Here is a 22,615-nt window from a genome sequence, read left to right on the forward strand (position 1 = left end):
GGTACAGAAATCGTAGTGTCGGGGGACATCACGTCGAGGGAGATCCGCGATGACCAGCACCTCCGAACAGCCGTTGATGGTGGCTCGGACGCCCGGCGACGAAGCCAATCCGTATCTGCTCGGCGTCTACGCCCCGGTCGACACCGAGATCGACGCGGAGGATCTGCAGGTCATCGGCAAGATCCCGACCGACCTCAACGGTGTGTACCTGCGCAACGGCCCGAATCCGCGCTTCCAGCCGGAGGGCCGCTATCACTGGTTCGACGGCGACGGCATGGTCCACGCGGTCCACCTCGAGAACGGCAAGGTCCGCTATCGCAACCGCTGGGTCCGCACGAAGGCCTTCGAAGCCGAGTCCGAGGCGGGCAAGGGCCTCTGGAAGGGCGTGATGGAGAGCCCGAAGGACAATCCGTTCGGCAACCACCACGGACTCGGGCTCAAGGACAACGCCAACACCGACCTCGTCTTCCACCGCGGCAAGCTGCTCGCCACCTGGTACATGTGCGGCTCGCCGTACTCGATCGACCCGCTCTCGCTGGAAACCCTTGGCGCGGAAGACTTCCTCGGCACGCTGGTCGGCGACATGATGGCCCACCCGAAGGTCGACGAGCGCACCGGCGAGATGTTCTGGTTCGACTACGGACCCCGCCCGCCGTACATGCGCTATGGCGTGGTGAGCGCGGACGGCAAGGTCGCCAGTACGACCGAGATAGAGCTGCCTGGCCCGCGCCTGCCGCACGACATGGCGATCACCGAGAACTTCGCGATCCTGATGGACCTTCCGCTGGTGCAGGACTTCGAGGCCGCGAAAGCCGGTCGTCACAAGCTGAAGTTCGACCGCGGGATGCCGTCACGCTTCGGCGTGCTCCCGCGCTACGGGACGGGCGACCAGATCCGCTGGTTCGAGGCCAGCCCCTGCTACATCTACCACGTGGTCAACGCCTGGGAGCAGGGCGAAGAGATCATCATGGACGTCTGCCGCGTCTCGCGCCCGCAGCCACGTGCCGACGCGGCCACGCCGCTCGCCAAGATGCTCTCGTATCTGCGGCTGGACGCCTCGCTGCACCGCTATCGCTTCAACCTGCGTACGGGTCTGTGCGCGGAGTCGCAGCTCGACGACGACAACACGGAGTTCCCGACCGTGGACGCCCGAGCCATCGGCCGCCGCACCCGCTACGCCTACAACGTCCACATCTCGCCGGAGTCGACGCTGCTCTTCGACGGCCTGGTGCGGTACGACACTGTGGCCGGCTCCAAGACCGAATACTCGTTCGGTCCGGGCCGGTGGGGTAGTGAGGCCCCGTTCGCGCCACGCGACGGGGCGGCCGAAGGTGACGACGCCGACGGCTATCTGGTGACGTTCGTGCAGGACGAGCGCGAGGGGCGCTCGGAACTGGACATCTTCGACGCCGCCGATCTCGCTGCCGGGCCCGTGGCCAGGGTCCTTCTGCCCCAGCGGGTTCCGCTCGGTTTTCACGCGACCTGGGTTCGCGCGGACCAGCTGGATAACCTCACCAGATGAGATGCCATCCAGAAGAACGGGTAACGGAGTACCGGGCGCGCGGATGGTGGAGCGCCGACACGATCGACGGGTTGTTCCGGGCCAGGGCCGGCGAAGCCCCGGCCGGGCTCGCGCTCGTCGACCCGCCGAACCTGAGCGATCCGGTGCGGTGGACCTGGCGTGATCTCGATGATCACGTGAACGGGCTGGCCGCGGCCCTGCTCGCCGGCGGGGTGCGAGCAGGGGACGTGGTCGCCGTCCAGCTGCCGAACTCGGCGGCGCTCGTGCGCGCGTTGCTCGCGATCGTCCGGATCGGCGCGATCGTGACGCCGTTCCCGGTGTCGTACCGGGAACACGAGATCGGCCCGATGTGCCGTCGCACCGGCGCGGTCGGGCTGATCACCTCCGACGCGCTCGCCGAGCAGGCGGCGCGGGCCTGCGCCGAAGTGCCGTCCGTCCGGTTCGTCCTCACCAGGGTGGAGGACGAGCCGGCCGGGCCGGTGCCGGTACACGAGGCGGACGTCAACGACTGCGTGACGATCTGCTGGACCTCGGGCACCGAGGCCGAGCCCAAGGCGGTGCCCCGGTGTCACGGTGACTGGCTCGCCATCGCCGAGGGAACCCGGTTCGCGGCCGGGCTCACCGCGGATGACGTGCTGCTTTCGCCGTTCCCGCTGACGAACATGGCAGGCATCGGCGGGATGCTGCTGCCGTGGCTGATGTCCGGCAGTGTCTTCGTCCCGCATCAGCCGTTCGACCTCGCGGTGTTCCTCCAGCAGATCGCGCAGGAGCGCGCGACGTACACCGTCGCCCCGCCCGCGTTGCTGACCATGCTGCTGCACAACGAAAAGATCTTGTCCACAGTGGACATCTCGTCGCTGCGGCAGATCGGGTCCGGCTCGGCGCCGCTGAGCCCGTGGATGGTGCGGACCTGGTCGGAGCGCCACGGCATCGACATCATCAACTTCTTCGGCTCCAACGAGGGCATCCCGCTGATCTCGGACCCGCGCGACATCCCCGATCCCGAGCAGCGCGCGTCGTACTTCCCGCACTACGCCTCGGATGTGCGCTGGTCGACGCCGGTCGCGGACCGGACCTCGGTGCGCCTGCACGACGTCGTCACGGGGAAGCGGGTCACCGAACCCGGCATCCCCGGCGAGCTTCGCTTGGCGGGCCCGACCGTGTTCGCCGGTTACCTCGCCGACGGGCCGGAGCTGGACCAGTCCGCCTTCGACGAGGACGGCTACTACCGCACCGGCGACGTCTTCGAGATCGACGGCGAACGGCACGAGTTCCTCAAACACGTTGACCGGGTAAAAGATCTGGTGATCCGCGGTGGGATGAACATCTCGCCTGCCGAGGTCGAAGGGCTGCTCGCGGCGCATCCGGACGTCGCCGACGTCGCGATCATCGGGGTGCCGGACGAGGTGCTCGGCGAACGCGCCTGTGCCGTCGTCGTCGCCGGACAACGCGAGCCAGACCTGGAAGAACTCGTAGAATTCCTGCGTGCCAGTCGGATAGCGTCATTCAAGCTGCCGGAACGACTGGAGTTCATCGACGAGCTTCCGCGCAATCCCGTCGGCAAGATCGTGAAACGACGGCTGCGAGAGCGTTTCGCGGAGAGGGAGTGACCTCATGACCGTCTTCGTGCTCGGTGGCGCGCAGACCGATTTCGCGCGGAACTTCACCAAAGAGGGCCGGGGACTGCTCGAGATGTTCACCGAGGTGGTCCCGTCGGCGCTGATCAACGCCGACGTCGACCCGTCACAGGTGGGCGTCGCGCATGTCGGGAACCTCGCCGCCGAACTGTTCACCGGGCAGGCGCAGCTGGGCGGCCTGCTGGTCGCGGCGGTACCCGGGCTCGACGGGATCGCGAGCACGCGGCACGAGGCGGCGTGCGCGTCCGGCAGCACCGCGGTGCTCGCCGCCTGCGCCGATCTCGAATCCGGGCGCTACGACCTCGCGCTCGTGGTCGGTGTCGAGCTGATGCGCAACACCGACGGCCGGACCGCGGCGGAACATCTCGGGTCGGCCGCCTGGGCGGGGCACGAGGCGCTGGAGGCCGAATTCCCTTGGCCCGCCTTGTTCGCCGACGTGGCCGAGACCTACGACAAGCGTTACGGGCTCGACTACGCGCACCTCGGCGCGTTCGCCGAGAACGCGTTCCGCAACGCCGCGCGCAACCCGCTCGCGCAGTCACGCGAGTGGTCGTTCCCCGCTGGCTCGTTCGGCCAGGACGACGCGCTGAACCCCGTCGTCGAGGGCATGCTGCGCAAGAACGACTGCGGCCGGATCACCGACGGCGCGGCCGCCGTGCTGCTGGCGTCACCGGCCTTCGCCGCCGAGTGGGCGCGGCGGCACGGCCGGGACCTCGACGAGGTCGCGGTGATCAGCGGGTTCGGCCACCGCACCGCGCATCTCGGACTGGCGGGGAAACTGGAGCGAGCCGCGGACGCCGACTACCTGTTCCCGCAGCTGCGCGGCGCCGTGACCGACGCGTACAAGCGCGCGGGCATCGCGGGCCCGGAAGCGCTCGATCTCGTCGAGCTGCACGACTGCTTCACCATCACCGGGCTGGTCGCGCTGGAACATCTCGGCGCCGCGAATCCCGGCAAGGGCGGCCGGTTCATCGCGGACGGCGGCCTGTCGGGTCCGCTGGCGGTCAACCCGAGTGGCGGGCTGATCGGGCTCGGCCATCCGGTCGGCGCGACCGGTGTGCGCATGCTGCACGACGCCGCGCGGCAGGTCACCGGGACCGCGGGCGAGATCCAGGTCGACGGCGCCCGGACGGCGCTCACGCTCAACGTCGGCGGCTCGTTCACCACGGTCGTCACCCTGGTCGTCAGCCGATGACCGACGCTTACGTACTCGCGACCGCCCGGTCGCCGCGTGGCAAGGCGTCGAGCAGCGGTGCGTTGGCGGGAGTCACGCCGCTGTCGCTGGTCGAACAGGTGATGAACGCGCTCGTCGAGCGTGCCGGGATCACGCCGGACTCGGTCGATCAAGTGATACTGGGCTGCGCTTCGCAAGCGGGCGAACAGGGCGGCAACATCGCGCGGACCGCCGTGCTCGACGCGGGCTGGCCGTCGAGCGTGCCGGGCATGACGGTGAACCGGTTCTGCTCGTCGGGCCTGGACGCGATCGCGATCGGCGCCGGGATGATCCGCTCCGGCGAGGCGGACGTGGTACTGGCGGGCGGCGTCGAGTCCGTCTCGCGGGTGCCGATGTTCACCGACGGTGGTCCACTATGGACCGATCCGTCGGTGGTCGCCAGGATCGGGTCCGTCCACATGGGAATCGCGGCCGACACCGTCGCCACCGAATTCGGCTACACCAGGGAAGAACTGGACGCGTACGGCGTCCGCACCCAGCAGCTCGCGGCCGCCGCGTGGAAGGACGGCCGGTTCGACGCCTCGCTCGTGCCGATCGTCGACGACTCCGGCGAGGTCGCGCTCGCACACGACGAGCATGTCCGGCCGGGCACCACCACCGAAGGACTCGCCGGGCTCGCGCCCGCGTTCGCCGAACTCGGCGCCACCGGCCAGGATGGCTTGGTACTGCGGCATTTGCGGGAACTCGACATGATCCGGCACCTGCACACGCGCGGCACGTCACCTTCGGTCGCCGACGGCGCGGGCGTCGTGCTGCTCGGCTCGTCCGCCGCCGCGGAACGGCTGGGGCTCGCGCCTCGCGCGCTGCTCAAAGGTGCGGCGAGCGCGGGCAGCGACCCGGTCCGGATGCTGCTCTCCGGGCAGGACGCGACCGTGCGGGTGCTGGAGCGGTTCGGCCTCGCACCGTCCGATGTGGACGTGATGGAGTTCGCGGAGGCGTTCGCCGCGCTGTGCGTGAAGATCCAGCGGGAACTAGGATTCTCCGAGGAAGTGTTCAACCCCAACGGCGGTACCATCGCGATGGGCCACGCGTTCGGCGCGACCGGGGCGATACTGCTCGCCGGCTGCGTCGACGAGCTGGACCGGCGCCACGGCAGGTACGGCGTCGTGGCGATCAGCGGCGCCGCCGGATCGGGGACGGCGATGCTGGTGGAGCGTGTGGCGTGAAGTACGCGGTGACCTTGGGGCTGTGGCAGGATCGGGTCCCTGAGGAGGCTTTGGCGACCGCGCGCGCGGCCGAGGCCGCGGGCTACGACGAGCTGTGGATCGGCGAGATGGCCACCTGGGACGTCTTCGCACTGGCGACCGCGATCGGCGCGGCAGCACCGAAACTCGGCCTGACGCTCGGCCCGCTGCCCGTGACCGTGCGGGACCCGACGATGATCGCGATGGGCACCGCGTCCGTCGCGGCACTGACCGGCAGCCACGTCGACGTCGCACTCGGCACGTCCAGCGACGTGGTCGTGCGCGACTGGCACGGCCGTTCCCGCAAGGGCGCGGCCGCCGCGCTCGGCGAGTCGGCACAGGTCGTCCGCGAACTCTTGGATGGCAAGAAAGCGGCCTCGGGCTACCGCCTTCGCGTGGCACCACCCCGTTCGAGCGTGACCATCGCGGCATTCGGCCCGTCCGCCGTCGAAGCCGCCGCGGCGCACGCGGACCGCATGGTCGTGAACCTCGTCAGCCCCGCGACCGCCGGCAGGCTCGTCGAAGACCTCCACGACGCGGCCAAACGCCTCGGCACCGAGCCGCCGCGCGTGGCCGCCTGGGTGGTCGGCGCGCTGAACCCGAAACCCGCCGCACTGGACCAGCTTCGCCGCGGGATCGTCGGCTACCTCGCCGCACCCGGCTACGCGGACATGTTCCGCGCCGAGGGTTTCGGCGCACTGGTCGACTTCGCGCTCACCCGCCCGCATCCGCGCGAACTGCTCGAAGTCATCGACGTCTCGCTGATCCAGGCGATCGGCCTGGTCGGCGACCTGACCCAGATCCGCGACCAGGCCGCCGCCTACGCCGCCGCCGGCATCGACGAGCTCGCCATCGTCCCGGCCTGCACCGACGACGACCCAGCGGGCGCCGCCACCCTCGCCGGTCTCCGCGAGCTGGTGAACGATGCTGCGGCGTCCAGATGACCACATGTGTACCGGCCAGATGACCACAAAGGTACCGTCCAGATGACCACGTACGCACCGTCCAGATGACCGTTGATCTTGCCGGTAAGGCATACTGGCGCTATGTCCGAGTCCGCCGCTTTGATCCCACGTCGTGCCGAGTCTCTCGTGCGTGAGGCGTTGGGGGACACGCGTGTCGTTTTGGTCAACGGGGCTCGTCAGGCTGGCAAAAGCACTCTGACCAGGCTCGCGACCAACAATCGGTCGACAGTGCACCGGTTGCTCGACGATCCGGCCACGCTGCGTTCGGCCCAGGACGATCCTGCTGGATTCGTTGAGCATGACAGCCTCATGGTCATCGACGAGATCCAATTGGTCCCTGAACTCCTGCAGCCGATCAAGGTGTCAGTGGACCTGGATCCGACACCTGGCCGCTATCTTCTGACCGGTTCATCGCGCATTCTTGCCATGCGAACTCTCCCCGACGCCCTGCCCGGCCGGATGGAGGTGCTCGAACTGTGGCCATTTTCCCAGGGCGAGATGCACGGAGGTCCCGACGGATTCGTGGATGCCGCGTTTCGTCACGGCCCGGAGATTGACCATTCATCAGCCTTGCGGCGTCGGGATTATTTGGAGCGCCTGGTTGTGGGTGGCTTCCCTGAGGCAGTTCGCCGCACGCCGCGTCGCCGGACTGCCTTTTTCGACTCCTACCTCTCGACGTTGATCGAACGTGACGTTTTGGAATTGGCGAGTATCGAACGTCATGGTGACTTGCTCAAGTTGATAGCACTTCTCGCCGGGCGTGCCGGAGGCCTGCTGGAGCCATCAGCGCTCGCTGCTCAGTCCGGTATACCCAGAACCACGTTGATCCGCTATCTAGGTTTGTTGACCTCGGTTTTCCTCATCAAGAGCATTCCAGCATGGGCAAGTGGCCAGACGCGACGTGCGGTGGGTACGCCGAAACTCGCGTTCGTCGACACGGGTATCGCATGCCATCTCATAGGTCAAGACCCGGCCCGATTGGGTGAACCGACGGGTGCCGCGGGAGCCATGATGGAGAACTTCGTCGTCATGGAGCTTGCTCGCCAGCTTAGCTGGGCGGAGGAACGAGGACGGCTATTTCACTATCGCACCAAAGACAAGCTAGAAGTTGACGCAGTCATCGAGACGCCGGATGGCAGGGTGATCGGAGTTGAGGTCAAAGCGGGAACGACGGTGCGCACTGACGATCTCGCCGGTTTGCGTAATCTCGCCAACGCCCTCGGAGATCGCTTCGTCGCCGGTTATGTCCTGTACACCGGTCAACAAACCTTGCCATTCGGAGAGAAGATCCGAGCAGTGCCTCTGGACGCACTCTGGAACCTCAAACCGTAACGACCATCTTTCGGGCTTTAAACGACCCTAGTGTTCCGTGATCCCGCTTGCCTCACGTCGCTGCGGCCCACGCGGCCCCTGGCGGCACCGGGGAAAACCCCGAGTACAACCCGGTACGAGGGATTTTCCCCGGCACCGCCAGGAACCACGTGGATCCACAGCGCCGCAAGGCAGCAGGATCACGGAACACTAGGAAACCCTCGAGGCGACGTAGGCGCCGATTCCTGCCATGCCTTGCTTGTTCGGGTGCAGGGGTGCGGCGACCGCGGTCGGGATGATGCCCTCGAACCACTTCGAAGCAGGGGATTGGCAGGTGTCGTGGCCGACGCTCGCGCTCGCGACGTCGACGTAGGTCGCGCCGTGTGCCTCGGCTTGGCGGGCGAGTGCGGCGTTGAGCCTGCCGATGGTGGCCTGGAGGTAGTTCGCGTCGCGGGACCAGACGGGAACCGTGGGCCAGCAGCCGTTGCGGGGCAGGTAGGTGCCGTAGCCGACCACATAGATCGCGGCGTTGGCGGACTTGGCGCGGATGCCGTCGAGCGCGGTGCCCCAGTTGGCTTCGAAGGCGGTGATCTTGTCGGCGAGCTGGTCGTGGCCGCCCGCGGTGAAGCGGGCCTCGCAGGACTGGCCGAGTGGCGACGGGCCGAGGTTGAGGCAGGTCAGTGCGGCGCTGACCAGTGCGATGTCGTTGGCGCCGATGGTCAGCGTGACCAGTTTCGTCGACGGGCTCAGCGCGTCGAACTGGGGCGCGACCGGGCCGCTCGAGGTCTGCTGTGAGCTCGTCAGGTCCGCGGTGGTGGCGCTGGAGCAGGTGACGTCTTTCAGTGTCGCGCCGAGTTTCGTGGCTGCGACGTGCGGGTAGTCGACGAGTGTGCGGAGGCAGCCGGGTGAGCTCTGGTCCTGTGGCGGGATGAGGGGCCCGGCGGCCGCCGAGTCGCCGAGTGCCACGTATTCGGTGCCCGCCGCGGCGGCCGGGGAAACCAGCGCCGCCGTCGCCAGCAGGCCGGTGAACAGCATTGTCCACGGTCGACTCGTCACGAATCCTCCTTGCGTTCGTTGTCTCCGGTGACATCATCGACTTCGATGTCAGCTGGCTTGACTGGTTTCTCGTGCAGAATCGGGACGTGGAATTTGTGACCGATCACAAGCCGGGCGCGCGGCTCAGCGTCGGCGGGGTGCCGATCCACGATCTGCTCGCCACCCGGCTGGCCGACCTGGTCGGCCGGATACTCGTGCGCATCCAGCAGGAGGTGGCGGCGTACCGGACGTTGCCGATCGAGGAGCTGCGCGGCGACATCGCGGCGATCTCGCAGGACGTGCTGCGCGCGTTCATCCGCGGTCTGCGGGAAGAGCGGGCGCCCAACGCCGAAGAGCTGGCGCAGGTCGGCCAGTCGGCCGCGCGCCGCGCGGAGGAGGGATTTCCGCTCGAGGCGGTGCTTTCCGCCTACCACGTCGGGGTGCGCGAGATCTTGAGAACGGCGACCGCCGACGCGTGTCCTGGTGATCTCGCGGACGTGCTCGCCGCCAATGAGCGGGCGCTGCGGTTCCTCGAAGCGATCACCGCCGCGGTCACGTCCGGCTATCTCGACGAGGTGCGCACCAAGGTCGGCCAGGAGCACAATGCCCGCCGCACACTGCTTTCCGCGCTGCTGGACGGCGGGCCTGCCGACGCGGTCTTCCGGTCAGCGGGCATCATGCCGCCCGCGCGCTATCTCGTGCTGAGCCTGGCCGTCGGGCCGCATCCGGACGAGGCGATGCCCGGTGTCGACGCGGCGATCGCCTTGCGCCGCAAGGTAAGGCGGCTGCTGGGAGAACTCGACCACGCCACCGCGGGCAGCGCGTTGTCCTCAGTGGACGGGGTGGGCGGAGTCGTGCTCGTGCCGACCGAACTGTCCGAAGTGGACTGGACGCGCTGGACGGCGGTCATCGAACGGGCGAGCCGCTCAGCGGGCGCGCCGATCACCGCCGCGCTGGAACTCGCCGAGCCCGCGGCTGTTCCTGCTGCTGCGACAAGGACGGCCGACGTGCTCGACGTCGTACGCTGGTTCGACCGTGCGCCTGGCCTGTACCGGCTCGACGACATTCTCGTCGAATACCAGCTGACGCGACCTGGGGTCGCCCGTGATCGGCTGGCCGCGTTGCTGGAACCACTCGACGCGCATCCGGATCTGCTCGAAACCGCGCAGTGCTATCTCGCGCACGACCTCAATCGCCGTCGCACCGCGAGCCTGTTGCACGTCCACCCGAACACCGTCGACTACCGGCTGCGCCGGATTCACGAGCTGACCGGCATCGATCCGACGCATCCGGCCGGAATCCCGCGGCTCACCGCGGCGTTGGCGGCTCGTCGAGCGGCCACCTAGAGCCGAGAAACCCAGGCCGTTCCGGTGCGGGCGAGCGTCAATGCCCCGGCGACGGCCAGGCCTGCGCGTATCCCCATGCTTTCCTGCCGGATTCCCCTTTCCGCCACCGCGCCGCGCGTTGTGACGCCGTTCTGAGTATTCCGGAGCCGCCCGCGCAGACCAGCACCATCGCCGCGATCCCCGCCTCGTCGGTGAACACGATCTCGCCCGATCGGCCCAGCACGAAGCCACTGTGCAACGCCCACGCCACGGTGGCCGTGCCCAGCCCGGCTCTCGCTCTGGTGAACAGGGATATCGCGCACACCACGACCGCGAGCGCGGCCAGTGAGCGGAGATGATGCTCGGTCGCGTTGGCGGAGACCGTGCCCACCGTGGTGGCCCCGGTCGCCACGAAGCCGAGCGGATAACCGAATCCTGCGTCGATCCGAGTCATCCGACTACCCCAACCCCGTACGGGCGGGCACGAGTCGTATTTACGCGGTTTCTCTACGCATACACCGCGGAATTTGACACATTCTTGACGCGCTACCCGTTCGCGTTGCGCGCGATGGCCTGTACCAGCGTCTGCCACGCACCACGCGGCAGGTCGTGGCCCATGCCCGCGACGATCAGCAGCTCCGCGCCGGGGATCGCCGCCGCGGTCGCCTTCCCGCCGCTGACGCCGACCAGTGGATCGGCCTCGCCGTGGATCACCAGCGTCGGCACCCGGACGCCGGCCAGCGCCGCGGTCCGGTCGGGTGACGCGACGACCGCCGCCGTCTGCCTGGCTCCCCCGGCCGGGTGATAAGCGCGGTCGTACGCCCTGGTCGCCTTCGCGACGAAAAACTCTTCGGTGGATGGGAATCCGGGCGAACTGAGAATGCGCAAAGTGTCCGCGCTCTGCGCGATCGACGCTTCCCGCCCGACCGCGGGCGGCCGCAGCAATGCCTGCAGCGCGGCGGGATCGGCTTGGCCGACGGTCGGATCGCCGGTCGTCGACATGATGGAACACAGGCTGAGCAGCCGGTCAGGGTGATCGATCGCGAGCTGCTGCACGATCATGCCGCCCATCGACGCGCCCACGATGTGTGCTTTTTCGAAGCCCAGCGCGTCGAGCACGCCTGCCACGTCGGAGGCCATGTCCGACAGCACGTAGGGGACCGTTGACCGGTCACCGGCTGCGATGGCCTGCAGATCCGGCAACGGGAGATCGTCGAGGTATTCGGACAAGCCTATGTCACGATTGTCAAAGCGGACCACGTGGAAACCTTCCGCCGCGAGCAGCGCGCAGAAGTCGGCGTCCCAGGTGATCATCTGCGCGCCCAGGCCCATGACCAGCACCAATGGTGGATCGGCCGGGGAACCGAAGGTGTCGTATTCGAGTTCGAGGCCGTTCGAGCGCAGACGAGGCATGCGCCGATGTTCCCATCCTCACGCAGATCGTGAAACTGGCAACCTGGCAACAGGGGGCAGCGCACGGTTACTGTTCTCACATGTCGTTGCCGTCCTCAGGCCCCCCGGCGCGATCGCGTTCCCGCGTCGCCTCCGGCCTGCCCGCCGTCACCCCAGACGGGATCGTCGAGGCGGCTATGCGCTTGACCGCCGAGCGCGGGCTGGAGAACTGGACTCTGCGTCAGCTCGCTGCGGCCGTCGACGCCTATCCCGCCGTCATCTACCACCATGTCGGCGACCGCGAGGCGGTCGTGCGGGCGGTCGCCGAGCGCGTGCTCGCGCAGCTGCCGTCACCCGATCCCCGGCTCGGCTGGCGTGAGTGGTTCGCCGAGCTGCTCGGCGGGATGCGGACGGTGCTGCGCCGATATCCCGGCTCCGCGCGACGGCTGGCGCTGTTCGGCCCGGGACTCAAGGGCTCAGACCGGTTCATCACCGCGGGCACCGCGCTGCTCACCGAAGCCGGTTTCGGTGAAGAGGCCCTGATGGCCTACAACTCGTTGCTCTGTACGGCCTCTCAGTTCGTGTCCATGGAGGACGACCGCAACCCGGTGGACGCCGAGGAGTACTACGCGAAGCTCTACCAGTACGCGATCAATCGCACCTTGGACGGCATGGCCCACCGGTTGGGCGAGATCTTGGGCGAATGACAGTACCTTGACAGAGTTTTGTCGTATCCTGATCGGGCCCCCGGTGCCCACCTCCCCCCTCGAGGCACCGGGGGTGTAAACATGTCCGGCGTCAGCGCAGGGTGTCGAGCACATACGGCCAAAGCCGCTCCAGCGCTCCCCGCCAGGTCTGCCAGAAATGCGTGCCGGCCCCGAAGTCCGTGGTGACATCCGCGTTCAGCACGTGCAGACGCGCGGCCAGTTCCTCGGTCATTGAACGTGAATACTGTTCAATCAAGCCCATGCCCGGCACGGTTTCCTCGCCGGGCACCTTGTGGCCGTCGCCGGCCGCGAGATAAATCCTGGTCGGGGCGAGAGCTTCCGCGTGCAGCAGCGGGTCGTTCTCGGCCCACACCGCCCGTGAAGACCAGCGTGGGCCCCAGATCTTGCCTGGGCGTATGCCTTCCCTCACGGAGAGCAGCCCCAGCAGCGCGGCCATCCCCGGACGGGTGAGATGCATGATCCCGCTCAGGGACGCCACCGCGCGGAACATTCCGGGATAGCGCATGCCATAGCGCAGCGCGCCATAGCCGCCCATGGAGATCCCGGCGACCATCCGCGTGTTCGAAGCGCCGTGCTCGTTTTCCAGCATCGGCAGCAGTTCGCCGAGATGGAAGCTCTCCCAGTGCGGAATGGTGCCGTCGCGATCGGGCACCCGCCAATCGGTGTAGAAGCCCAGCCTGCCGCCCTCGGGCATCGCGACGAGCACATTCGAAGCCGCGGCCAGTTCGGCGATCTGCGTATTCGTCGTCCAGCTGCGCTGATCGTCGGACGAGCCGTGCAGCAAAAGCAGTACCGGGTACCCGCCGGGCGGCGGCGCGCACGCGGGCTTCAGCAGCGTGACGCCGACGTCCCGGCCGACCGCCGGGGAGAAGAACCGCAGTTCCTCCACCCCGGCGCCGGTCACCTCATGCATCATTCGCCCCTCGCCCCGCTGAAGTCCAGGCTGGCCAGCAGCCCGTTGAGGTGCTCGCCGATGACGTCCACATTGGGCGGATCGAGCAGCGACAGGTGATGGCCCGGCACGGTCAGCACGTCCAGCCGCGAGCACACCTCGTCCCAGCCGCGTGCCGGATCCATCCGGTCGAACCGCTCGTCGCGCAGCCCGCCCGGCACCGGCTCGGCGGCGCTGAAGTAGACGGCGGGGCCGTCATACGCTTGTGCGACGTAGCGCTCCAGCGCCCGTGAATCCAAAAAGGACGTGCGCTGGTGGGTGAGGATCGCGTCGCTGACCGCGCTGTTGACCAGGCCCTCGTCACGCATGGCCGCGATCAGCAGCTCGACCTGCTCCTCGTCGCCGAGCCGTGCCATCTCGGCGTACGGCAGCGTGATCTTGCGGCCGTAGCACGAGCCGACGAACTCCTCGAACCGCTCGAAGCGCTTTTCGAGCAGCTCCACTTCGGACAGTCCGGTGCGGATGGGCAACGGGATGATGGGATCGATCAACCCGAGCAGCTCGACCTGTTCACCCTCGCGGCGCAGGCGTTGCGCCGCTTCGAACGCCTGGCAGCCGCCGAACGACCAGCCGGCCAGCCGGTACGGGCCGTGCGGCTGGATCGTGCGCAGCTCGGGCAGGTAGCGCTCGATCCGGTCTTCGACGGACGACACGCCGTCGAGCCGGTCGAACCCGTACACCGGGAAGTCGCCTTCGAGCAGATCGGTCAGCTGCTGGTATACGGCCGTGTCGCCACCGCTCGGGTGGAAGAAGAACAGCGGTGTCCGCGAGCCTTCCGCGCGCAGTGTCCGCACCACGCCGCCGTGGTCCTCTTCCCGCAGGTGCGCGGCCATCCGCTCGATCGACGGATGCTCGAACAGCTCCGAGATGGTGAGTTCGCGCCCACTGCGCTTGACCAGCATCGCCGTGACCTCTTCGGCCTTGGCCCTGGTGCCGCCGATGCCGTAGAAGTCCTGCGTCACGCCGACCTCGATGCCGAGCACGTCCCGCCACACGCTGGTGACCAGCCGCTCGGCCGCGTCCCGCGGTCCGATGAGGACCTGCTGGGTCCGCATGCGAGGCAGCGCTCCGCCGATACCGAGTTCGGTGAAGAGCCACTCCTCGGTCTCAGCGGCACTCGCGCCGCGCAGCAGCAGCGAGACCGGCAACGCGATGCCGAAGTCGTACTGGACCGCGTTGCGGATCCGCACCGCGAGCAGCGAGTCGACGCCGAGCGCGATGAGCGGGGTGGTGGTGTCCAAAGTGGTGGGCGAGAAGCCCAGCACGGACGCGACGCGGGTACGCAGCTGAGCGCCCGCCGCCTCCCTCGCTTGGGCCGCAGGCAGGGAGGCAAGCGCTTGCGGCCCGGCCCACCCGCTGGTCACGGTGGTGCTGAGCAGTCCGGAGCAGAACGGCTTCTCGGCCAGTTGCGGGTACACCGCGACGAGCTTCGTCTCGTCGACGTGCGCCCAGCCGAGCACACCCGCGTTGGCGCCTGCCGCGCCGGCGAGCACCGCGATGCCCTCGTCCGGCCGGATCGCGCGGAGGCCGGGCATGTTGATCGAGGTGGCCTTGCCGACCTCGGCCCAGGTGCCCCAGGCGATGGACGTGGCAGGCAGGCCCTGCGCCCGGCGCAGGGTGACCAGCGCGTCGAGGTAGGCGTTCGCCGTCGCGTACGCGGGCTGGCCGAAGAAGCCGAGCAGCCCGGCGATCGAGGAGAAGCCGACCCACCAGTCGAGGTCGAGATCGACCGTCGCCTCGTGCAGCCGCCACGCGCCGTAAGCCTTGGGAGCCCAGGTCTTGTGCAGGGTGGCCGCGTCGAGCCGCGCGGTGGTGCGGTCGTCGAAGACGGCGGCCGCGTGCAGCACACCACGCAGGTTCGGGCCCGCCGCGGTGATCAGGCGTTCGGCGACACCCGGTTCGGCGATGTCACCGAGCACGACCACGATCTCGGTGCTCGCAGCGAGCCGGTCGAGTTCCCGCCTGGCCTCCGGCTGCGGCGCGGACCGTCCATTGAGGACCAGCCGGCGCGCGCCCTGGCCTGCCAGCCACGAGGCGACGAACAGGCCGATGCCGCCGAGACCGCCGGTGACCACATAGGACCCGTCCTTGCGTACGACCGGACGGGTCGGCGCTTCCAGCGTCACGCGCTCAAGCCGTCGGGCGTGCCGTTGCCCGGCCCGCCAGGCGACCTCGTCGTCCTTGCCGGACGACAGCTCGGCGAGCAGGCGCCTGGCCCGCTCCTCCGGCGGCGACGCCGGGTCGCAGTCGAGCAGGAGGGACCGGAGTTCGGGGTGTTCGTTGCCGAGCACCCGCACCAGGCCGCGCAGCGCGGCGAACGCGGGCATGCCCGCTTCGCCTTCGGTGACCGCGGCCGCGCCGGTGGTCGCCAGCAGCAGCCGGGGTGGCTTGCCGCTGTCCGCGCAGCGGCGGACCACCTCGCTGACGGTGAGGATCGCGCGTTCGGCCGCGGCCAGCGCGCCCGCCGGGTCGTTGTCGTCGTCCGGGAGCAGGACGATGACGGCCTCGGCCGACTCCGGCTCCGCGCCGATGCCGTAGTTGCGCAGCGCGATGCCGAGCGGGGAGAAAGTCTGCCCCAGCAAGGCGATCGACGCCGGCGGCTTGCCGTGCGGCGCGTCCGTCGGCCGCCAGCGCGGGGTCAGCAGCGAGTCCGAGTTCCGAGCTTCGGGTATCTCGACGGACGGCGCCTTCGTCCCGCAGGAACACCGGGGCTTGGGCACGGGCAGCCAGTGCCGGACATGGCGCCACGCGGTCGTCGGCAGGTCGATGACCTGACCGGGCCGGTCGACCGCCGCGGTGGCGAGTTCCCAGGCTGCGAGCTGGGCGTGGAAATGTGTGGTCTCGTCGTCGCACTGCTTGAGCGTCGACAGGACCAGCGCCTCGGCGTGCCCGCGCGCGGCGAGGTTGTCGAGCAGCGCGTGCCGCAGCACGGGGTGGGGGGAGATCTCGATGAACGCGCGGTAGCCGTCGGCGACGGCCGCTTCGACCGCGCCTGCGAACCGCACTGGCTGGCGCAGGTTCGCGGCCCAGTAGCGGGCGTCGAAATCGGGGCGCCTGCGGGGATCGTCGAGCGCGGTCCCGTAGAACCGGATGCCCGCCTGGCCCGCCGACAGCGCGCCGAGGCCTTCGATGAGCGTGCCGGTGACCCGGTCGACGATGGGGGAGTGCGCGGCGACGTCGAGGTTCACCAGCCTGGCGAGCAGGCCCCGTTCCTCCACAGTGGACACGATGCGCTTGACCTGCTCGGCCCGCCCGGCGATCACCGTCTGCCGGGGCGCCGACAGCACCGCGATGTCCACATCGGACACCCCGGCGACCAGTTCGGCCGCCTCGTCGGCGCCGAGTTCCAGCAACGCCATCGCGCCGTCACCCGCCAGCGAGGCGAGCAGCCGCGAGCGCAGCGCGACGATCTTCGCGCCGTCGGCCTCGCTGATCGCGCCCGCGACCACGGCGGCGGCGACCTCGCCGAACGAGTGGCCGATCACCGCGGCGGGGGTGACCCCGTGCGAGCGCCACAGTTCGGCCAGCGCGACCTGGATGCCGAACACGAGCGGCTGCACGTGGTCCATGGTCGCGGCTTCGGCGCCCGCTTCGAGTTCCGCGCGCAGCGAGAAGCCGCTTTCGGCGTGGATGAGCGGGTCGAGCCTGGCGACGGCCGCGGCGAACGCGGGCTCCTCGGTGAGCAGCCTGCGGCCCATGCCCGCCCACTGCGCGCCGTGCCCGGAGAAGACGAACACTGGCCCGTCCCCGTCGAGCGGCCCGGTCGTCACCTGCTCGCCCAGCGAAAGTCCGCGAAGCCCGCTGATCAGCTCATCGCGCGTGCGCGCGACAACGGCCGCGCGAGTCTTCCCGCCAAGCCTGCGCGCGAGCGTGTGCTCGACGTCCACGAGCGCCGCGTCGTGCGAGTCCACCCAAGCGGCCAGGTTGCCCGCAGCCTCGCGCAGCCTGTCCTCAGTGGCAGCGCTGAGCAGGAAACGGCCAGGCGAACCCGGGATAAAGCCTGCTTTACTCCCGGGAGTAAAGCAGGCTTTATCCCCGGGAGTAAAGCCCGCTTTATCCTGCTCGAGGATCACGTGGGCGTTGGTGCCGCCGAAACCGAAGCCGGAGACGCCGGCGAGCGCGGGGCGCTCGTGCTCCGGCCACGGGCACGCGGTGTCGGCGACGGCCAGGCGCAGGTCGTCGAACGGGATGTGCGGGTTGGGGCCGTCGAAGTTCAGCGTGGCCGGGATTCGCTTGTGCTGCAACGAAAGCACGACCTTGATGAGGCCGGTGATGCCCGCCGCCGCTTCGAGGTGGCCGAGGTTGCTCTTGACGGAACCGACCAGCAACGGCTTGCCGGCGGGCCGCCCGGCGCCCAAGATCGCGCCGAGCGCGCCCGCCTCGATCGGGTCGCCGAGCAGCGTCCCGGTGCCGTGCGCCTCCACGTAGTCCACAGTGGAGGGATCGATGCCCGCGCGCCGGTACGCCGTGTGCAGCAACGCTTGCTGCGCCTCGGGGTTGGGCGCGGTGAGGCCGTTGGACCGGCCGTCGGAGTTCGTGGCGGTGCCGCGGATGACGGCGAGCACGCGGTCACCGTCGGCTCGCGCGTCGGAAAGCCGCTTGAGCACGACGATCCCGGCGCCTTCCGCGCGCGCGATGCCGTCGGCGCCCGCAGCGAACGGCTTGCAGCGCCCGTCGCGGGACAGAATGCCCATCTGGTCGAAGTTCGCGGTGACACCGGGGCCGAGCAGCAGGTTCGCGCCGCCGGCCAGCGCGGCGTCACTCTCACCGGAGCGCAGGCTCTGCACGGCGAGGTGCACCGAGGTCAGCGACGAGGAGCACGCGGTGTCGACGGCCATGCTCGGCCCGCGCAGGTCCAGCGCGTACGACAGGCGGTTGGCCGCGATGGCCAGCGCGGAGCCGGTGCCCGCCCAAGCGTCGACCTCGCCGACGTCCGCGAGCGACAACGCGCTGTACTCGGTGCCACTGACGCCGACGAACACGCCGGTCCGGCTGCCGCCGAGCGACCGTGGCGCGATGCCGGCGTGCTCCAGCGCTTCCCACGCGACTTCGAGGACCATCCGCTGCTGGGGGTCCATGCGGGCCGCTTCACGGGGCGCGATGCCGAAGAACTCGGCGTCGAAACCGGCGATGTCGTCGAGGAAGCCACCCCAGCGTGTGGTGTCCTCGGGGACGTTTTCGTAACCGTCCCAACGGTTTTGCGGAACCTCGGAGATCGCTTCGAGCCCCTCGGTGAGCAGTCGCCAGAACTGCTCAGGCCCGTGGATCCCGCCGGGCAGCCTGCAGCCGAGCCCGACCACCGCGATCGGCTCGTCCGCGGCGACGGCGAGTTCTTCGCGCGGGGCCTCGGTCTCGCCGGTCAGCGCCTTGGCGAGCCGCTCGATCGTCGGGTGCTCCCAGATCAGCGTGGTCGGCAGCGTGACGTCGAGGATGTCCTCGAGCTCACCGGCCAGTTCGACGGCGCGGCGCGAGGACAGGCCGTAGTCGCCGAACGGCTTGGCCGGGTCGATCTCGGCGACGTCGAGATCGCACAGTTCCGCGAGCTGCTCGGTGAGCCAGCGCGCCAGTTCTTCGGTCGTCATGAGAAGAATCGGTCCTTCGTGGCGGCGCGGGCGATCTTGCCGCTGGAGGTGCGCAGCACCCCGCCCGGCGCGACGAGCTGGAAGCCCAGCAGCCGGACGTCGTGCGCGGCGGACACCGCGCGGCGGACGATCTTGGCCAGTTCGTCGTGGTCGGGCTCCGGCCCGGAGGTCCGGTCGAACTCGGCGACCACCGCGGCGCCCTCGACGCCACGCTCGTCCTGCACCGCGAACGCGGCGACGCGGTCCTGGCGGATCGCCGGGTGCGCGTCCTGCACGGTGACCTCGATGTCCTGCGGGTAGTGGTTCTTCCCGTCGATGATGATCAGGTCCTTGATACGGCCGGTGATGTAGAGCAGGCCTTCGTGGAACAGGCCGAGGTCACCGGTGCGCAGCCAGGTCCGGTCGCGGTCGCCTTCGACGCGGCCGCCGAAGCTCTCCTCGCTGCGCTCGGGCTGCTCCCAGTAACCGGTGGCGACGTTGGGACCGTGGATCCAGATCTCGCCGACCTCCCCGCCGAGGCGCGCCTTCGACGTCGCCGGGTCGACGATGCGGACGAGCTGGCCTTCCGGCCTGCCCGCCGCGACCAGTTCCAGCGAGCCGGGCGTGCCGGGCGCCACGACGACACCGCGGTCGCCGGAGAGGGCGGCGCGGTCGAACGCGGTGATCGTCGGGCCGTCCGCCCTGGTGTTCGTGACGTACACGGTGGCCTCGGCGAGGCCGTAGGACGGGCGGTGCGCCTCGGGAGCCAGGCCCTGCGGGCCGAACGCGGCCTGGAAGGCGGCGATGCTGCTCGGCCGGATCGGCTCGCTGCCGTTCGCGATCGCGCCGACGCCGGAAAGGTCGAGCAGCAGGCGGTCGGCTTCCTTGATCTTGCGCGCGGCGTAGTCGAAAGCGAAATTCGGGGCGGCGGCGTAGGTTTTCGGGAATGCGGCGAGCTGCTTGAGCCAGCGGAGCGGTTTCATCACGAAGTTGAAAGGCGTCATGAATACCGAGCGCGCGCCCGAAAAAACGGGCGCGCAGAGCAGCTGCAGCAAACCCATATCGTGGAAGAACGGAATCCAGCCGGTGCACGTCCACGTATTGTCGACGCCGAAACCGGTGGTCATCTGGTAGCAGTTCGCGGAAATGGCGCGATGGGTGATGATCGCGCCTGCCGGAGCCCTCGTGGAGCCCGAGGTGTACTGAAGGTACGCCGGTGCGTCGAGCCCGAGCGCGGGGGGTTCGAAACCCACGCCGGCCTCGTCGGCGATCTCGTCGACCGCGAGGATCTGCTTCGGCATCGGGACCGGGCTCGTCTCGGCGAGTTCACGCACCGCGGGCAGCGCGCCCTTCGCGGTCAGCCAGATGTCCGGCGCGCAGTCGTCCAGCGCTCCGACCAGGCGTTCTCCGTGCTGGCTCACCTCGGGCGCGAACAGCGGGACGGCGATCGTCCCGGCGTGCAGCGCGCCGAGGAAACCGATGACGTAGGTCAGATCCTGCGGCGCGAGGATCGCCACCCGCGCGCCGGGCGCGGTGATCTTGCTCAGCTCGGCCGCGGTCGCGCGCACCTTGGTGGCGAGCTCGGCCCAGGTCAGGGTGACCTCGGTGCCTTCGCGGTCGGCGGAGAAGTCGAGAAAGGTGAACGCGGGGTCTTGCGACTCCGCGCGGTCGAACAGATAGCCGGTCAATGGCCGCACCGAGGGGACCAGGCCGTCCGTCGGTTCGGGGTACCGGCGCTCAGCCGAAGACATGCGCACTCTCCCACGGTAGGAAGTAATTCTGGTCGGCTCATCACCGGCAGACTTTCGCGCGTCACCCTTTGTCATCGGGCGTCCGTTATCGGCAGAATTGATTCGACGCGCGCTCTGAAGTCGCGGGGGAACAACGACAGGGCAGGCGGAATCACGCAGTCGGGGTGATAAGTGGGGTTGACGGTAGCCAGGCCTCGCACTGAATGCAAGTCACTGTGCAAGCTCTCCCCGACCGGGTGACAACCGTATTCGCACCGGCGTGACTCTCAGCGATAATTCCTGGTCGCCGTGAAAGCTATTCGTTTCTAAAGAGTGAGAGCCGGGGGTGCCGGGTGACCGCTTTCCGTGTGCGTTCATAGTGAAAGAGATGGAAACCACAAGCAGGCGCTGGTGGACTCTGACCGCCGGCGTGCTGGGTGGTGCGATGGTCGGCCTCGACGGCACGGCGACCACGATCGCCGCCCCCTACATCTCAGCTTCGGCAGGCGCGACCCTCGGTCAGCTGGAACTCATCGCGAACGCCTACCTGGTCGCGCTGGCACTGGGCTTGCTGCCCGCGGGCAGGCTCGCCGACCGCATCGGCCGCCGCCTTACCTTCGTCATCGGCGTACTCGGTTTCGGCGCCGCTTCGCTCGGCATAGCCGTATCCGACGGCGTCTGGTCGCTCGTCGTTTTCCGTGTGCTCCAAGGCTTCGCGGGCGCATTGCTGCAGCCCGCGGCGCTGGCGCTGGTCCGCGCCGCGTTCCCCGCGGACAAACTCGGTCTCCCATTGGGAATCTGGGGCGGCGCCAACGCGCTGGCGATCGGCCTCGGCCCGGTCCTCGCGGGCGTCGTCGTCCAGGGTTTCGGCTGGCAGGCGGTCTTCGCGGTCAACGTCCCGGTCGCGCTGATCACGGTGGCGCTGGCGTTGACCTTCGCCACCGAGTCACGCGGAATCCCCGGCTCCGGCCGCGTACGCAGGCTGCTCGCCTCCCGCGCGGTGTCGGTCGGCTCGATCCTGGTCGGCGTCAGCTCGTTCGGCGTCTTCGGCCTGTTGTTCCTGCTCACGCTGTATCTCCAGAACATGCGCGGCCTGTCCCCGGTCACCGCGGGCACGTGGATGCTCGGCCCGACCTGCGTCGTCGTGCTCTCGGCCCCGATCGGCGGCGTACTCGCTCAGCGTTTCGGCCCCCGCTGGCCGGTGAGCGCCGGCCTCCTCCTGGTCGCCTGCGGTCTCATCGGCCTGTCATTCCTCGACACCCGATCGAGTTTCACCGCGGTGCTGTCCTCCGGCGCCTTGGCCGGCTTCGGCACCGGCTTGTGCGTGATCGCCGCGACCGAGGCCATCATGGGCGCCTGCCCCGACTCGGCCACCGGCTCCGCTTCGGCGTTGCAGCAGGTCGCCTCGCAAGCCGGGGGCGTGCTGGGCATCGTCGCGACGGGCGCGATCCTGACCTGGCAGGTCACCGCGACGCTCCCCGAACGCGTCGCCCAGATCGCGTTGTCCTACCGCGACCAAGCCGCCTTGCTCACCGCTCCCGACGCGGTGTCCCAAGGCTCGGCCCCCCGCGTCTCGGCCGCCGCACGCTCGGCCGCACACCTGACCTTCATCGACGCGATGTCCACGGCGCTTCTGCTCGCCGCCGTCATCGCCTTGGCAGGCGCCGCCCTCGCCCTCCTGCTGCCCCGGCCAGCCGTTGTGGCCCAAGAGGGTCGTGAGCGTTCCCGACGGTTAGAGCCGTCGGCAACACTCACGACCCCCGCGAGCTAGGCCGGCATGGACCGCGACAGTTCGGACGCGAGGTCGCGGAGCCGGTCGGGCGGTTGGCGATGGGGCTAGCGCGGGTACGAGGGGCGAAGCGCACGACGAAGATGTCCAGCAGAACGCGCTGGGTGAAGTGAGGGTGCCCCTCGGTGCTTGCAAAGCACCGAGGGGCCCCTCGCTTCACGGGCCCGGCCGGGATAAAGCCCGCTAAACTCCGCGCCGACAAGGCTTTTCCCCGCATGGGGTCGTGAGTGGTACGGCCGGTTAGAACCGG

General features: G+C 69.2%; 15 protein-coding genes. 9 read left to right on the forward strand and 6 right to left on the reverse strand.

Translation table 11 applies throughout. The annotated features are described in order from the left end of the window. Window positions 1-49 precede the first annotated feature (49 nt). From AB5J62_RS08725 to AB5J62_RS08750, 6 genes are all read left to right on the forward strand, one after another. Window positions 50-1,522 carry a carotenoid oxygenase family protein gene (locus AB5J62_RS08725; RefSeq protein WP_370947624.1) on the forward strand — a complete coding sequence of 491 codons (1,473 nt, stop codon included), beginning with the start codon at window positions 50-52 and terminating at the stop codon, window positions 1,520-1,522. After that, entirely contained in the window at window positions 1,519-3,132 is a 1,614-nt protein-coding gene (locus AB5J62_RS08730) for a class I adenylate-forming enzyme family protein (protein WP_370947625.1), read from the forward strand. Before AB5J62_RS08725 ends, AB5J62_RS08730 begins: the two co-directional genes overlap by 4 nt. Before the next feature lie 4 nt (window positions 3,133-3,136). Further along, entirely contained in the window at window positions 3,137-4,354 is a 1,218-nt protein-coding gene (locus tag AB5J62_RS08735; protein ID WP_370947626.1) for an acetyl-CoA acetyltransferase, read from the forward strand. Then, window positions 4,351-5,559, forward strand: a complete 1,209-nt coding sequence (locus AB5J62_RS08740) for an acetyl-CoA C-acyltransferase (RefSeq protein ID WP_370947627.1) — start codon at window positions 4,351-4,353, stop codon at window positions 5,557-5,559. The genes AB5J62_RS08735 and AB5J62_RS08740 overlap by 4 nt, the downstream gene beginning before the upstream one ends. Beyond that, a complete protein-coding gene (locus AB5J62_RS08745; RefSeq protein ID WP_370947628.1) occupies window positions 5,556-6,521 on the forward strand; it encodes an LLM class F420-dependent oxidoreductase in 966 nt (321 codons plus the stop codon). The genes AB5J62_RS08740 and AB5J62_RS08745 overlap by 4 nt, the downstream gene beginning before the upstream one ends. Window positions 6,522-6,623: 102 nt before the next feature. Next, window positions 6,624-7,874, forward strand: a complete 1,251-nt coding sequence (locus tag AB5J62_RS08750; RefSeq protein WP_370947629.1) for an ATP-binding protein — start codon at window positions 6,624-6,626, stop codon at window positions 7,872-7,874. Window positions 7,875-8,063: 189 nt separating this feature from the next. Here AB5J62_RS08750 and AB5J62_RS08755 read toward each other — a convergent pair whose 3' ends face one another. After that, window positions 8,064-8,909: an SGNH/GDSL hydrolase family protein gene (locus tag AB5J62_RS08755; RefSeq protein WP_370947630.1), complete on the reverse strand. Its 846-nt coding sequence runs from the start codon at window positions 8,907-8,909 to the stop codon at window positions 8,064-8,066. Between the two features lie 86 nt (window positions 8,910-8,995). Here AB5J62_RS08755 and AB5J62_RS08760 point away from each other — a divergent pair, with 86 nt between their 5' ends. Continuing rightward, window positions 8,996-10,234, forward strand: a complete 1,239-nt coding sequence (locus AB5J62_RS08760; protein WP_370947631.1) for a PucR family transcriptional regulator — start codon at window positions 8,996-8,998, stop codon at window positions 10,232-10,234. Window positions 10,235-10,271: 37 nt separating this feature from the next. Here the strand turns inward: AB5J62_RS08760 and AB5J62_RS08765 are convergent, their stop codons facing one another. Continuing rightward, a complete protein-coding gene (locus AB5J62_RS08765) occupies window positions 10,272-10,667 on the reverse strand; it encodes a hypothetical protein (protein WP_370947632.1) in 396 nt (131 codons plus the stop codon). Window positions 10,668-10,759: 92 nt separating this feature from the next. After that, window positions 10,760-11,626: an alpha/beta fold hydrolase gene (locus AB5J62_RS08770; protein WP_370947633.1), complete on the reverse strand. Its 867-nt coding sequence runs from the start codon at window positions 11,624-11,626 to the stop codon at window positions 10,760-10,762. Window positions 11,627-11,706: 80 nt separating this feature from the next. Here AB5J62_RS08770 and AB5J62_RS08775 point away from each other — a divergent pair, with 80 nt between their 5' ends. Beyond that, the gene (locus AB5J62_RS08775) at window positions 11,707-12,312 is read left to right on the forward strand and encodes a TetR/AcrR family transcriptional regulator (protein ID WP_370947634.1); all 606 of its coding nucleotides are present in this window, start codon (window positions 11,707-11,709) and stop codon (window positions 12,310-12,312) included. A 91-nt stretch (window positions 12,313-12,403) separates the two neighbouring features. Here AB5J62_RS08775 and AB5J62_RS08780 read toward each other — a convergent pair whose 3' ends face one another. From AB5J62_RS08780 to AB5J62_RS08790, 3 genes are read right to left on the reverse strand one after another with little or no spacing between them, the layout of a single operon-like run. Further along, window positions 12,404-13,246 carry an alpha/beta hydrolase gene (locus tag AB5J62_RS08780; protein ID WP_370947635.1) on the reverse strand — a complete coding sequence of 281 codons (843 nt, stop codon included), beginning with the start codon at window positions 13,244-13,246 and terminating at the stop codon, window positions 12,404-12,406. Continuing rightward, a complete protein-coding gene (locus AB5J62_RS08785; protein WP_370947636.1) occupies window positions 13,246-18,867 on the reverse strand; it encodes a beta-ketoacyl synthase N-terminal-like domain-containing protein in 5,622 nt (1,873 codons plus the stop codon). The genes AB5J62_RS08780 and AB5J62_RS08785 overlap by 1 nt, the downstream gene beginning before the upstream one ends. Continuing rightward, the gene (locus tag AB5J62_RS08790; protein WP_370947637.1) at window positions 18,864-20,597 is read right to left on the reverse strand and encodes a fatty acyl-AMP ligase; all 1,734 of its coding nucleotides are present in this window, start codon (window positions 20,595-20,597) and stop codon (window positions 18,864-18,866) included. Before AB5J62_RS08790 ends, AB5J62_RS08785 begins: the two co-directional genes overlap by 4 nt. Window positions 20,598-20,964: 367 nt before the next feature. Between AB5J62_RS08790 and AB5J62_RS08795 the strand changes: the two genes are divergently transcribed. Continuing rightward, window positions 20,965-22,347, forward strand: coding sequence for an MFS transporter (locus tag AB5J62_RS08795; RefSeq protein WP_370947638.1), 1,383 nt, complete (start codon window positions 20,965-20,967; stop codon window positions 22,345-22,347). Window positions 22,348-22,615 lie beyond the last annotated feature (268 nt).

The sequence above is a fragment of the Amycolatopsis sp. cg5 genome, assembly GCF_041346955.1.
Taxonomy (GTDB): Bacteria; Actinomycetota; Actinomycetes; order Mycobacteriales; family Pseudonocardiaceae; genus Amycolatopsis.

What these genes read in the sequence shown, in the direction of transcription:
- AB5J62_RS08725 (WP_370947624.1), top strand. Translation starts at nt 50, where the DNA reads ATGACCAGCACCTCCGAACAGCCGTTGATGGTGGCTCGGACGCCCGGC.
- AB5J62_RS08730 (WP_370947625.1), top strand. Translation starts at nt 1,519, where the DNA reads ATGAGATGCCATCCAGAAGAACGGGTAACGGAGTACCGGGCGCGCGGA.
- AB5J62_RS08735 (WP_370947626.1), top strand. Translation starts at nt 3,137, where the DNA reads ATGACCGTCTTCGTGCTCGGTGGCGCGCAGACCGATTTCGCGCGGAAC.
- AB5J62_RS08740 (WP_370947627.1), top strand. Translation starts at nt 4,351, where the DNA reads ATGACCGACGCTTACGTACTCGCGACCGCCCGGTCGCCGCGTGGCAAG.
- AB5J62_RS08750 (WP_370947629.1), top strand. Translation starts at nt 6,624, where the DNA reads ATGTCCGAGTCCGCCGCTTTGATCCCACGTCGTGCCGAGTCTCTCGTG.
- AB5J62_RS08765 (WP_370947632.1), bottom strand. Translation starts at nt 10,667, where the DNA reads ATGACTCGGATCGACGCAGGATTCGGTTATCCGCTCGGCTTCGTGGCG.
- AB5J62_RS08770 (WP_370947633.1), bottom strand. Translation starts at nt 11,626, where the DNA reads ATGCCTCGTCTGCGCTCGAACGGCCTCGAACTCGAATACGACACCTTC.
- AB5J62_RS08775 (WP_370947634.1), top strand. Translation starts at nt 11,707, where the DNA reads ATGTCGTTGCCGTCCTCAGGCCCCCCGGCGCGATCGCGTTCCCGCGTC.
- AB5J62_RS08780 (WP_370947635.1), bottom strand. Translation starts at nt 13,246, where the DNA reads ATGCATGAGGTGACCGGCGCCGGGGTGGAGGAACTGCGGTTCTTCTCC.
- AB5J62_RS08785 (WP_370947636.1), bottom strand. Translation starts at nt 18,867, where the DNA reads ATGACGACCGAAGAACTGGCGCGCTGGCTCACCGAGCAGCTCGCGGAA.
- AB5J62_RS08790 (WP_370947637.1), bottom strand. Translation starts at nt 20,597, where the DNA reads ATGTCTTCGGCTGAGCGCCGGTACCCCGAACCGACGGACGGCCTGGTC.
- AB5J62_RS08795 (WP_370947638.1), top strand. Translation starts at nt 20,965, where the DNA reads ATGGAAACCACAAGCAGGCGCTGGTGGACTCTGACCGCCGGCGTGCTG.